General features: G+C 74.0%; 9 protein-coding genes. 3 read left to right on the top strand and 6 right to left on the bottom strand.

Going from position 1 to position 12649, the window contains the following annotated elements:
- The first annotated feature begins 68 nt into the window (after positions 1 to 68).
- The 3 genes from ABZU69_RS15630 to ABZU69_RS15640 are packed head-to-tail and all read left to right on the top strand — an operon-like array spanning position 69 to position 4906.
- Positions 69 to 1121 carry a MoxR family ATPase gene (locus ABZU69_RS15630; RefSeq protein WP_354965009.1) on the top strand — a complete coding sequence of 351 codons (1053 nt, stop codon included), beginning with the start codon at positions 69 to 71 and terminating at the stop codon, positions 1119 to 1121.
- A gap of 1 nt (position 1122) precedes the next feature.
- Entirely contained in the window at positions 1123 to 2421 is a 1299-nt protein-coding gene (locus ABZU69_RS15635; RefSeq protein WP_354965010.1) for a DUF58 domain-containing protein, read from the top strand.
- Positions 2422 to 2437: 16 nt separating this feature from the next.
- Positions 2438 to 4906 carry a DUF3488 and transglutaminase-like domain-containing protein gene (locus ABZU69_RS15640; protein WP_354965011.1) on the top strand — a complete coding sequence of 823 codons (2469 nt, stop codon included), beginning with the start codon at positions 2438 to 2440 and terminating at the stop codon, positions 4904 to 4906.
- A gap of 226 nt (positions 4907 to 5132) precedes the next feature.
- Here the strand turns inward: ABZU69_RS15640 and ABZU69_RS15645 are convergent, their stop codons facing one another.
- From ABZU69_RS15645 to ABZU69_RS15670, 6 genes are all read right to left on the bottom strand, one after another.
- Complete coding sequence (locus tag ABZU69_RS15645; protein WP_074313058.1) at positions 5133 to 5531, bottom strand: DUF3040 domain-containing protein; 399 nt, start codon at positions 5529 to 5531, stop codon at positions 5133 to 5135.
- Between the two features lie 116 nt (positions 5532 to 5647).
- Positions 5648 to 6907 (bottom strand): DNA polymerase IV, encoded by a 1260-nt coding sequence (locus tag ABZU69_RS15650; protein ID WP_354965012.1) that lies wholly within the window; start codon positions 6905 to 6907, stop codon positions 5648 to 5650.
- A 62-nt stretch (positions 6908 to 6969) separates the two neighbouring features.
- Positions 6970 to 8142: a nucleotide pyrophosphatase/phosphodiesterase family protein gene (locus ABZU69_RS15655; RefSeq protein ID WP_354965013.1), complete on the bottom strand. Its 1173-nt coding sequence runs from the start codon at positions 8140 to 8142 to the stop codon at positions 6970 to 6972.
- Positions 8139 to 8915, bottom strand: coding sequence for a methyltransferase domain-containing protein (locus ABZU69_RS15660; protein WP_354965014.1), 777 nt, complete (start codon positions 8913 to 8915; stop codon positions 8139 to 8141). The genes ABZU69_RS15655 and ABZU69_RS15660 overlap by 4 nt, the downstream gene beginning before the upstream one ends.
- Positions 8916 to 8918: 3 nt before the next feature.
- Complete coding sequence (locus tag ABZU69_RS15665) at positions 8919 to 9092, bottom strand: hypothetical protein (RefSeq protein WP_354965015.1); 174 nt, start codon at positions 9090 to 9092, stop codon at positions 8919 to 8921.
- A 96-nt stretch (positions 9093 to 9188) separates the two neighbouring features.
- On the bottom strand, positions 9189 to 12557 hold the full coding sequence (locus ABZU69_RS15670; protein WP_354965016.1) for an error-prone DNA polymerase: 3369 nt from the start codon (positions 12555 to 12557) through the stop codon (positions 9189 to 9191).
- Positions 12558 to 12649: the final 92 nt, after the last annotated feature.

Genomic DNA, 12649 nt, shown 5'->3' on the forward strand with positions numbered 1-12649 from the left:
TCGCGAACCCAACGGCGGGTCCAGGTGCTCTATACAGAGCTGCAGTGACGGCGACGAGGAGGAGGCCCGTGACACAACAGACCTGGGACGAGGTGGGCGGCTTGCTGCCGCACGACGAGTTCCGCGCCGCCAGCGAGGCCATCGTGGCCAACATCGAGCAGGTCATCGAGGGTAAGACCGCCACCGTGCGGCTGGCCCTGGCCGTCCTGCTCGCCGAGGGCCACCTCCTCATCGAAGACGTCCCCGGCGTCGGCAAGACCAAGCTGGCCAAGGCCCTCGCGCGGTCCATCGACTGCACGGTGCGGCGGATCCAGTTCACCCCCGACCTGCTGCCGAGCGATGTCACCGGCGTCAGCGTCTACAACCAGGAGACGCACGACTTCGAGTTCCGCCCCGGTGCCGTCTTCGCCAACCTGGTCGTCGGCGACGAGATCAACCGGGCCTCGCCGAAGACCCAGTCGGCGCTGCTGGAGTGCATGGAAGAGCGGCAGGTCACGGTCGACGGGGTGACATACCAGCTGCAGACCCCGTTCATGGTCATCGCCACCCAGAACCCGATCGAGATGGAGGGCACCTACCCGTTGCCCGAGGCGCAGCGCGACCGGTTCACCGCCCGGATCGCGATGGGCTACCCGGACGCCGGCGCCGAGCTGGCGATGCTGGACGGGCACGGCGCCACGGACCCACTGAACGAGCTGCGTCCGGTCTCCGACGCGGACATCGTCCGGCAGCTCATCGCCACGGTCCGGAAGGTGCACGTCGCGGACGCGGTAAAGCAGTACGCCATCAACCTGGTCACCGCCACCCGCGAAGCCCCCGACCTGCGTCTGGGCGCCTCCCCCCGGGCGACCCTGCAGCTGCTGCGCACCGCCCGGGCGGTCGCCGCCCTCGAGGGGCGCGACTACGTCCTCCCCGACGATCTGCAGGCTCTCGCGGTGCCGGTGCTCGCGCACCGGATCATCCCGACCGCCGACGCCCAGCTCGCCCGCCGCACCACCGACGCGATCGTCTCCGAGCTGGTGCACCGACTGCCGTTGCCACACGACCGGCAGCGCTCCCCCTACGACACCCGGCCCGCCACCGGCAACGGTCGCGCGCCCTACGAGCCGCGGAGGCCGTGACGTGCGTGCCGGGCTGCGCGGGCTGACCACCCGCGGGCGCTCGTTCCTCGCCGCCGCGGTCGCGGCGGCGATCTCGGCCGGCATCCTGGGCGAGAAGGATCTGCTCCGGGTGGCCGTGCTGCTGGGCATCCTGCCGCTGCTGGCCGCCGCCTACGTCGGGCGCAGCCGCTACAAGCTGGCCTGCAACCGATCGCTGGATCCGCACCGTGTGCCGGTCGGGGCCAACTCCCGGGTGGTGCTGCGCCTGCAGAACCTCTCCCGGCTGCCGACCGGCACCCTGCTGCTGGAGGACCGGCTGCCGTACGCCCTGGGCAGCCGGCCCCGGGTGGTGCTGGAGCGGTTGGGCGCGCACCAGGCCAGCTCGGTGGCGTACACCGTGCGGGCCGACGTGCGGGGCCGCTACGACGTGGGCCCACTGGTGGTCCGGATGACCGACCCGTTCGGTCTCTGTGAGCTCAGCCGGGCGTTCCCCAGCACCGACCACCTGACGGTCATCCCGCAGGTCACTCCGCTGCCGTCGGTCCGGCTCCCCGGTGAGTACGCCGGCAGCGGCGACAGCCGGGCCCGCTCGGTGGCGGTGCACGGCGAGGACGACGCGGCGACCCGGGAGTACCGGCGCGGCGACGACCTGCGCCGGGTGCACTGGAAGTCCACCGCCCGCACCGGTGAGCTGATGGTGCGCCGCGAGGAGCAGCCCTGGGAGAGCCGGGCCACGGTCGTGCTGGACACCCGCGCGTACGGCCACCGCGGCGACGGGCCGACGGCGAGCTTCGAGTGGGCCGTCTCCGCAGCCGCGAGCATCGCGGTACACCTGCGGCAGGCCGGCTACAAGCTGCGGCTGGTCACCGGCTCGGGGGTCGACGTGGACGCCTCGGAGGCCGGTGGCGACGGTGCCCTGCTCGACCACCTCGCCGAGGTCCGGTTGGACCAGCGGGCCGAGGTGGCCGGCCTGGTGCAGCGGGTCCGGCAGCGCGCCGACGGCGGTCTGATCATCGGGTTGTTCGGCGCGGTGAGCGTGGCCGAGGCCGAGCTGCTGGCCGGGCTGCGGGGCAACGGCGCCACCTGCGTCGGCTTCCTGCTGAACAGCTCCACCTGGCTCAGCCTGCCCGAGAAGGCCCGGGCCGAGGCGGAGCACGTGCACGGCGCCGCCGCGCTCGCCATGCTGCACAGCGGCTGGCGGGTGGTCGGCGTCGACCACGGCAGCCGACTGCCGGCGCTCTGGCCGCAGGCCGGCCGGGGCCCGCAGGGGTTCGCCCTGCGCGCCGCGCTGGCCGAGACGGTCGCCGGCGGCGTGCGATGAACGGAAGGCTCCCCTCATGATCGCCAGTCGGAACATCGGTCCGGTGGCGGCCGCCGCCACCCTTCTCGCCGCCGCCCCGCTGTCGGCCATCTTCCAGAGCTGGACGTGGCTCGTCCAGTCCGCGATCGCGGTCGCGATAGTGGCCGGGGTCGCCGCGCTGACCCGGCTCGTCCGGGCGCCGCTGTGGGGTCAGGTCCTCGGCATGCTGGCCGCCCTGGTGCTCGCCCTGACCTGGCTGTTCCCCAGCGGCGGGGAGCTGCTCACCTTCCTGCCCACGCCGGGCACGTTCGGGTACTTCGCCGAGCTGTTCACCGGCTCCATGCAGGACATGCGCTCGTACGGCGTGGAGGTACCGGACACCGACCCCCTGCTGTTCATCACCGTGCTCGGCGTCGGCGGGGTGGCCGTACTGGTCGATGTGCTGGCGGTGGGTCTGCGCCGGCCCGCCCTGGCCGGGCTGCCGATGCTCGCGATCTACTCGGTGCCGGTCGCCGTCTACGTCGACAGCGTCCCCCCGGTGCCGTTCGTGGTGGGCGCCGCCGGGTACCTCTGGCTGCTGGTCACCGACAACGTCGACCGGGTCCGCCGGTTCGGCCGCCGGTTCACCGGCGACGGCCGCGACGTCGACGTGTGGGAGGCCTCGCCCCTGGCCGCCGCCGGCCGCCGGCTCGCGGTGGTCGGGGTGGCCATCGCCGTGGCGCTGCCGCTGGCCGTGCCGGGCATGACGGGCGGGCTGCTCGACACGCTCGGTGGCGGCACGGGCAACGGCAACGGCCGCGCGGGTGCGGGCTCATCGGGCCGGATCGACCTGTTCGCCTCGCTCGCCGGCCAGCTCAACCAGTCCGAGGTGGCCGACCTGGTCAAGGTGACCACGTCCGAGCCGAGTCCGTTCTACCTGCGCTACGCCGTCGCGGACGAGCTGCGCACGAACGGGTTCCAGGCGCGCAACCCCATTGGCCGGCCGGTCAACCGGGACCTGCCGGACCCGACCGAGCGGGTTGGCCCGGGCGTCCAGCAGGCCCGCTACCAGGCGACCGTCGAGGTCACCAAAAGCCTGAGCATGTCCCTGATGCCGGTGTACGCCGAGCCGGTGCGCACCGAGGACCTCAACGGCAACTGGCTCTACGACCCCAACCAGCAGGTCGTCTTCTCCAACCGGGACAACTCCCGGGGCAAGAAGTACTCCTTCGACTACATCCGCTCGACGTACACCCCGGCGGCGCTGCGGGCCGCACAGCCGCTGCCGGCCGACCATCCGGTACGCCGGCAGCTGACCGCCACTCCCGGGGCGGTGCCCGAGGTTGAGGAGCTGGTCAAGGGCCTGGTCCAGGGCAAGCGCACCGACTACGACCGGGTGCTGGCGATCTACCAGCACTTCTCGGCGGACAACGGGTTCAGCTACCGGCTCAGCACCGAGAGCGGCAGCAGCGGCGAGGACATCGTCAACTTCCTGACCAACAAGGTCGGCTACTGCCAGCAGTACGCCGCGGCGATGGCCTGGCTGGTGCGCAGCGCCGGCATCCCGGCCCGGGTGGCGTTCGGGTTCACCAACGGCAGCAAGCGGGACGGCGACACCTACACGCTGACCAACCTCAACCTGCACGCCTGGACCGAGGTCTACTTCGACGGGGTCGGCTGGGTGCCGTTCGACGCCACGCCGTCGTACGGTGTGCCGGGCTCGACCCGGTCGGCCTGGGCACCGGACATCGACGCGCCAGAACCATCCAGCCCAGACCCCGGCACCTCGGGCGCCACGGCGGACCCCGGCGCGTCGGGCGGCCCGGCCGGTCCGGACAACGCCGATCGGGACCTCGACTCGGGGCTCTCCGTCGCCGGCGAGACGCCGGCCGATCAGCCGCCGGTGTGGCCGTGGTGGACGGCGGGTCTGCTGGCCCTGCTGGCACTGCTGGCGGTGCCGGCACTGCGCCGGCTGGCGCTGCGCCGACGGCGGGGTGGCCGGGCGGCGGACGCTGCGATGACCGCCGCTCCGAACGACACCGCGTCGGTGGACGGGACGCGTGTGATGGTGGTCGGGCCGGATGCCAACCGGGCTCGCGCGGACGCGCACGCCGCCTGGGCGGAGCTGCTCGACACGCTGGTGGACTTCCAGGTCCGGGTCGACCGGACCGAAACACCCCGGGCGACCGCGGACCGGCTGGTCCGGGAGACCTTCAGCGATGACACCGCGGCGGTCGGCGCGGCGCGGCTGCTCGGCCGGGCTGAGGAGCGGGCCCGTTACGCGCGGGATCCGCTGACCGGTGAACCGCTGGTGCCGGCGCTGCGCGCGGTCCGCGGTGCGCTCGCCGCCCGGGCGAACCGCCGGACCCGACTGCTCGCCACCGTGCTGCCGCCGTCGGTGCTGCTGCGCTGGCGGACCGCCCTGGCGGACAACTCCGGCCGGATGGTGGCGCTGACCGGGCGGGCCCGGTACCGGCTGCTCCGCTGGAATCCGCGTCGGCTGCTGGCCGACCGGGCGGCCCGCTGAGCGACGTCCGTCCGGCTCGGGGTGGCGGTCCATCGGCCGTCGTCCCGGGCCATCCGGGCTCTCCGCCCCGCGGTGCCCTCATGGTCACTTGATTTCGGGTGGTCGCCGGAAGCCGCACGGCTTCGCCTACGGTGCGATGGGCACACGGATACGTCAGCGGTCGCCGGGACTGATCCCGGCGACCCGCTCGTCGCGGCGTACGGCCCGCCTCAGCGGCGGGACCGGCTCAGCGGTGCCCCTCCGGGCGCTGCCGCCACCTGTCCTCCATGCGGTCCAGGATCGACGGCCGACGACCGGATCGGCCGCCGCGGGGACGGCGACGACTGGTCGTGCCACCCACCACGTGCAGGTCGGGTGACTGCGCCCGCCGGTGCGACTGCACCGCGAACGCGGCCGAGGCCAGCATGACGACAAAGCCCGCCACCGCCAGCGGTGGAGTCTTGATCACCGCGCCATAGACCAGTAGAGCCAAGCCAGCGATTATCACGCCAGCAGCGACGAGCAGGCGACGCCGCGCGTGGAAGCGCGGATCGCTGGCGCGCACGGCCGAGGCGAATTTGGGGTCCTCGGCAAGCGACCGCTCGATCTGCTCGAACAGCCGCTGCTCGTGCTCCGAGAGCGGCACGGCACTCCTCCCCGGTCACGTTGGTCGGGCCCACTCGGGCCGACAGACCGTGGCAGCCAACCGGCTGCTTACCCGCAAGTCTACGAGGGGGGTCGCGCGTCGGAAAGCGGGACGACCTACCGGTGGGGTGGATTTTCGTTTCGACGGGGGTCACGGTCGCCCAGGAGACTGGCCGGACCTATGACGGACCGCCCGAATCGGGCAGCAGCGGCGTCCGCGGCAGCTTCCGCCTCACGCCAGCCACGCTCGGGCGCGCCGAGGGTGAGCTGGCGGGGCGCGCCCAGCGCCGGGGCGAGCCCCTCCACCCGGACACCGACGAGCCGGATCCGCTCGCCCGGGTCCAGCGCGGTGTAGAGCGCCCAGACCGTGTCGAACATCTCGCGGGCGGTGTCGGTGGGGACGCCGAGGGTGCGGGAGCGGTTGACGGTGCGGAAGTCGGCCAGCCGCACCTTGAGTGTCACGGTGCGCCCCACCTGCCCGGAGCCGCGCAACCGGACGCCGACCTTCGCGCTGAGCGCGAGCAGGGCGCGGCGGATCTCCACCGGGTCGGCCACGTCGGCGTCGAAGGTCACCTCGGCGCCGATCGACTTGTCGACATGCTCAGGGCTGACCCGGCGGGGGTCCCGCCCCCAGGCCAGCTCGTGCAGGTGCGCCGCCGATGCCGCACCGACCGCCCGGCGGAGCATGCCCACCGGGGCCTCGGCGAGGTCGCCGACGGTGGACAGGCCGAGCCGGCGCAGCGACTCGGCGGCGCGCTCCCCCACCCCCCAGAGCGCGTCCACCGGCAGGGGGTGCAGAAAGTCGAGCACCTGCCCCGGGGGCACGACCAGCATGCCGTCCGGCTTGGCCCGGGTGGAACCCAGCTTGGCGACGAACTTGCTCGGCGCCACCCCGACCGAGCAGGTCAGCCCCTGCTCGTCGGCGACCCGGCGGCGGATCAGCCGGGCGATGGCGGCCGGGGAGCCGAACAGCCGACGGGCTCCGGTCACGTCGAGGAACGCCTCGTCGAGGGAGAGCGGCTCGACCAGCGGAGTGACGTCCCGGAAGATCTGCATGACGGCGCGGGAGGCGGGGGTGTAGGCGGTGAAATCCGGTGGCAGATAGACCGCGTTCGGGCAGCGGGCCCGGGCCTGGCTGGTCGGCATCGCGCTACGGACGCCGTAGCGGCGGGCCTCGTAGCTGGCCGAGCTGACCACGCCGCGCGGCCCGACGCCGCCGACGACCACCGGTCGGCCCCGCAACTCGGGCCGGCGACGCACCTCGACGGCGGCGAAGAAGGCATCCATGTCGACGTGCAGGATCGGGCTGCCGGAGTCGTCGGCGTCCGGCCCGAAGCGCGGATCGCCGCCCCGGGGCAACGATTGGCTGCGGCCCATCCCGGCAGGTTAACCCGGGGGTACGACATCACCAGCGACCGACGGGGCGTGCCACCCGTCGCTCAGCCGCAGACCACCAGCAGCGGCACGGTCAGCTCGGCGGCGGTGTCCGACCCGTGGTACGCCACCAGCCGGGACGCCATCGGCGGCTCGGTGCGGGTCGCCAGGACCGCGTACGTGTCGTTGCAGCTCACCACCACATCACCGATGCGACCCAGGTGCTCCTCGGGCACCGGCCCGAACCAGCCGCTGGCCACCACCTCGTCCCGGGTGCGGACCCGCGCCGCGCCACCGAGCACCGCCGACCAGGCGGCCACCACGTCGTCGAGCGCACCCGGTACGACATGCAGGTAACGCACCCGGGCCTCGCCGGCCACCAGCCGCACACCGGCGCGCAGCCGCGGATCGGTGTCCAGGTCGAAGCGGTGCGTGATGGGCACGTTGAGCTGGCCGTGGTCGGCGGTCACCAGCAGCGCCGCGTCCGGCGGCAGCCCGTCGACCAGCCGGGTGAGCAGGGCGTCCACCTCGCTGGCGGCGATCCGCCAGGGCGCCGAGTCGACCCCGCCGAGGTGGCCGTGCCGATCGAGGTCGGGGTGGTAGCCGGAGACCAGGGTGGGCCCGGGGCCGGCGGCCAGCGCGGCCAGCATGGTGGCGGCCACGGCGTCCACGCCGGTTGCACCCCGGAAGTCGCCACCCCGGTTGGCGGCCAGGGTCAACCCGCTGCCGCCGAACTCCGGCCGGCTCACCACGGTCACCGCCACCCCCGCGGCGCGGGCGCGTTCCAGCTGGGTGGGCACCGGCTGCCAGCGCAGCGGCGACGGGTCGGCGGCCCAGTCGGTGTGGGTCAGCACCCGGTCGGTGCCGGGCACCCGCACGGTGAAGCCGAGCACCCCGTGCGCGCCCGCGGCGACGCCGGTGCCGAGGGTCGCCAGGCTGGTCGGGGTGGTGGACGGGAAAGCGGCGATGAGCGGCCGGCCCACCGTCGCGGCGAGCCCGGCGAGGATCGGCGCGTACGGGGCGACGGTCGGCAGCTGATACCAGCCGAGCCCGTCGACCAGCAGCACGGCGACCCGGCGTACCCCGGCCAGCGCGGGGACCAGCCCGAGCGGATCGGCCGACCCGGGCACGCCCAACACGGCCAGCGCGCTGGGCAGCACGTCAGCGAGGCGCCCCCCGCCGTGACCCGGATCGAGGACGGCCAGCGGCGCCGGCGCCCCACCCGGCAGGGCGGTCATGCCGGCCGGCGGGCGAACAGGTGCAGCTGGGCGGCCAGATCCCGGTACGGGGGGTGGGCGGCGAGCACCCGTTCCAGCTCCACCAGCGCGGCCGACTGCCCGTCGGCCACCGCGGCCGGCAGCAGGTCGGCCAGCACGCGTACCCCGTGGATCTCCTCGACCACCAGCCCGGCGGCGCCGAGCAGCGCGGCGGCGCCCGAGGCGTCGTAGCGACGGCGCAGCGTGTCCCGTGGTCCGGCGGTGCCGGCCGGGTCGGCGGCCAGCGCCGCCGCGACGTCCAGGTGACCGTTCATCGCCCGGCCCAGCACGGCGGCGGCCCGGCCGGCCACCAGCACGCTGGCCGCGCCGCCCGGGCGCAGCGCGGTGGCCAGCGCGGCCACCACCGCCGCCGGGTCGTCGACGACCTCCAGCACGGCGTGGCAGAGCACCAGGTCGACGCCGGCCGGCTCGACCAGCCCCGCGAGGGCGTCCCCATCGCCCTGCACGGCGGCGATCCGGTCGGCCACCCCGGCCTCGGCGGCCCGGCGGGTGAGCGCGGCCAGCGCGTCGGGGCTGGCGTCGACCACGGTGACGCGGTGCCCGGCGCGGGCCAGCGGGACGGCGAAGCCACCCGTGCCGCCGCCCACGTCCAGCACGGTGAGCTCGGCGTCGCCGCGCCGGTCCAGCTCGGCGCGGAGCACCGACCAGATCACGGCGGTACGGGGGGTCAGCGGCGGCCCGGTGAACCGGCCTCGGGTCTGCTCCACCCGGTCGAGCCTAGTCACCCGGTCCATCGGTCAGGACTCGCCGCCCTCGACCTCGTCCTCCGCGCGGGATCGCCGCTCGTTGGCGACCGGACCGTTGGTCACCTCGTACTCGCGAGGGTCGGCGAGGTGCGACGGCATCCAGCCCGCGCCGAGCCGGGTCCGCCGGGAGTTGGCGATTCCACCGGTGTACGTGTGATTCCCCATCGCTGTTCATTCCCCTCATGGCTCACGGGCCGCTCTGCCCGCTCGGCACGAGTCTCCCGCTCGGCGGCGCCGGAAACCGTAATGTGGATCACTGAATCAGCGGAAGTCACGGGATGCGGGGCTGACCGGTGGCTCGATGGCGTCCAGCCGGTCGGCAACGAGGTTGGTCACCCCCTCGTTCCGCTCCAGCCGCCCACGGACCACCAGCGCGGCGCTGGTCCGGGCCACCCGCCGGTAGCGCTGCCACAGCCCCGGCGAGCAGGTGACGTTGAGCATCCCGGTCTCGTCCTCCAGGTTGAGGAAGGTGACCCCGCCCGCGGTCGCCGGGCGCTGCCGGTGGGTGACGATGCCGCCGACCCGGATCCGCTGCCCGGGCTCCACCCGGCCGAGCCGGGCGATCGGCACCGCGCCGAGCACGTCGAGCTGACCCCGGATGAACCGGGCCGGATGGCTCTCCGGCGACAGCCCGGTGGCCCACACGTCGGCGACCAGCCGATCCACCGCCTCCATCCCGGGCAGGGTGGGTGCCGCCGCGCCGGTCACCGTGCCGGGCAGCCGACCCGGCCGGTCCTGGGCCGCCGCGCCGGCAGCCCAGAGCGCTTCCCGCCGGGTCAGCCCGAAACAGGCGAACGCGTCCGCGGTGGCCAGCGCCTCCAGCTGCGCGGCGGTGAGACCGACCCGCCGGGCCAGGTCCGGCATGTCCCGGTACGGTCCACCGGTCGCCCGTTCGGCCTCGATCCGCTCGGCCACCTCGGCGCCGAGGGTCCGCACGCCGGACAGCCCGAGCCGGACCGCCGGGCCGCCCAGCCCCCAGGCGTGCGGCGGCTCCCCCGGGCCGCTGCCCCACCGGGTGTCCGGGGTGGACTCCAGCACCGCCTTCGACCCGCTGGCGTTGATGTCCGGGCGGCGTACCTCCACCCCGTGCCGGCGAGCGTCGTCCACCAGGGTCTGTGGGGAGTAGAAGCCCATCGGCTGGGCGTTCAGCAGCGCGGCCAGGAACGGCGCCGGGTGGTAGCGCTTGAGCCAGGAGCTGGCGTAGACCAGGTAGGCGAAGCTCATCGCGTGGCTCTCCGGAAAGCCGTAGCTGGCGAACGCGGTGAGCTTGCGGTAGACGTCGTCGGCCAGCTCGCCGGTGATGCCCCGCTCGGCCATCCCGGCGTAGAGCCGGTCGGCGATGCGGGTCATCCGCTCGACCGAGCGTTTGGCGCCCATCGCCCGGCGCAGTTGGTCGGCCTCGGCCGCGTCGAAGCCGGCCAGGTCGATGGCGAGCTGCATCAGCTGCTCCTGGAACAGCGGCACGCCCAGGGTCTTCTCCAACGCGTTGCGCATCAGCGGGTGCGCGAAGGTCACCGGCTCCAGGCCGTTCTTGCGCCGGATGAACGGGTGCACCGAGCCGCCCTGGATCGGGCCGGGCCGGATCAGCGCCACCTCGACCACCAGGTCGTAGAACTCGCGGGGTTTGAGCCGGGGCAGGGTGGCCATCTGGGCGCGGCTCTCCACCTGGAACACCCCGACCGAGTCCGCCCGGCAGAGCATGTCGTAGACCTCCGGGTCGTCCAGCGTCATGTCGCCGAGGTCCAGGCTCATGCCGATCATGTCGTAGCCGTAGTGCAGCGCGGAGAGCATGCCGAGGCCGAGCAGGTCGAACTTGACCAGACCGACCGCCGCGCAGTCGTCCTTGTCCCACTGGAGCACGCTGCGCCCGGGCATCCGCCCCCACTCCACCGGGCAGACCTCGATCACCGGCCGGTCGCAGATCACCATGCCGCCGGAGTGGATGCCCAGGTGCCGGGGGAACGTCTGCAACTCGTTGGCGTACTCGACCACCTGCTCGGGGATGTCCTCGACGTCGACCGTCGCGACCGAACCCCACCGGTCGATCTGCTTGCTCCAGGCGTCCTGCTGGCCGGGTGAGAAGCCGAACGCCTTGGCCACGTCCCGCACCGCCGACCGGGGCCGGTAGGAGATGACGTTGGCGACCTGGGCGGCGTGCTCCCGGCCGTAGCGGGTGTAGACGTGCTGGATCACCTCCTCCCGGCGGTCGGACTCGATGTCCACGTCGATGTCCGGCGGGCCGTCCCGCTCCGGGGCGAGGAAACGCTCGAAGAGCAACCGGTGCCGGACGGCGTCCACGTTGGTGATCCGCAGCGCGTAGCAGACCGCCGAGTTGGCCGCCGAACCCCGGCCCTGGCAGTAGATGTCCTGCGCACGGCAGAACGCGACGATGTCGTAGACCACCAGGAAGTAGCCGGGGAAGCCCAGCTCCTCGATCATGTTCAGCTCGTGGTCGAGCTGCGCGTACGCCGTCGGGTGCGCCTGCGGCGGACCGTAGCGCTCCCGCGCCCCGTCGGCGGTCAGCTTGCGCAGCCAGCTCATCTCGGTGTGCCCCGGCGGCACCGGGTACGCCGGCAGCTGCGGCGCGACCAGTTGGAGGTCGAAGGCCAGCTCGGCGCCGAACTCGGCGGCCCGGGCCACCGCGCCCGGGTACGCGGCGAACCGGGCCGCCATCTCCGCGCCGCTGCGCAGGTGGGCGGTGGCCGCCGCGGGCAGCCAGCCGTCGATCTCGTCCAGGCTGCGCCGGGCCCGGACGGCGGCGACCGTGGTGGCCAGCCGCCGCCGGCCGGGGCTGGCGTAGTGCACGTTGTTGCTGGCCACCGTCGGCAGCCCGGCCGCGGCGGCCAGGTCGGCGAGCGCGTCGTTACGGTCGGCGTCGACGGGGTGGCCGTGGTCGGTCAGCTCCACCGCCACCGTCTCCGCGCCGAAGAGCGCGGTCAGCCGGTCCAGCTCGCGGGCCGCCGCGTCCACCCCCTCGGTGAGCAGCGCCGCCGGCACGTGGCCCTTGCGGCAGCCGGTCAGCACCAGCACGTGGTCGCGCAGCTCGGCGGCGACCTCCTCCAGCTCCCCGTAGACCGGGCGGCCCTTCTCCCCGCCGCGCAGCTGGGCGCGGGCGATGGTGGTGGCCAGCCGGGCGTACCCCTCGTGGCCGTGCGCGAGCACCAGCAGGTGCGCGCCGTGCGGGTCGGGCTCACCGTTCTGCGGACCGGGCAGCCCGAGGGAGAGCTCCGCGCCGAAGATGGTCGGCAGGGCCAGCGCGCGGGCCGCCTCGGCGAAGCGGACCACACCGTAGAAGCCGTCGTGATCGGTGACGGCGAGGGCGGTGAGCCCCAGCCGGGCCGCCTCCTCGGCCAGCTCCTCCGGATGGCTGGCGCCGTCGAGGAAGCTGAAGTTGGTGTGCGCGTGCAGCTCCGCGTAGGGCACCACACCGTCGGGGCGGGCCAGCTCCGGCGGCTGGTACTGCTCGCGCCGGCGGCTCCAGGCCGGGGAGTCCCCGCCGTCGGCGTCCACGGCGAGCGGGTCCACCACGTGCAGGTGCCGCTCGCCCCGGCTCCCCCGTTTGTCGTCGGCCCGGCCGGAGAGCACCCGTTCCAGCTCCGACCAGGGCATCTTCGGGTTGTGGAAGCTCATCCGGCTGGCTCCGGCGGCGAGAGGGGCGGTGAGCGATATACCTGAGAGTCATAAATATGCCTCACAGTCATATCGCTCACCGGGGCATCCGC

This window comes from Micromonospora sp. NPDC005206 (assembly GCF_040608175.1).
Taxonomy (GTDB): Bacteria; Actinomycetota; Actinomycetes; order Mycobacteriales; family Micromonosporaceae; genus Micromonospora.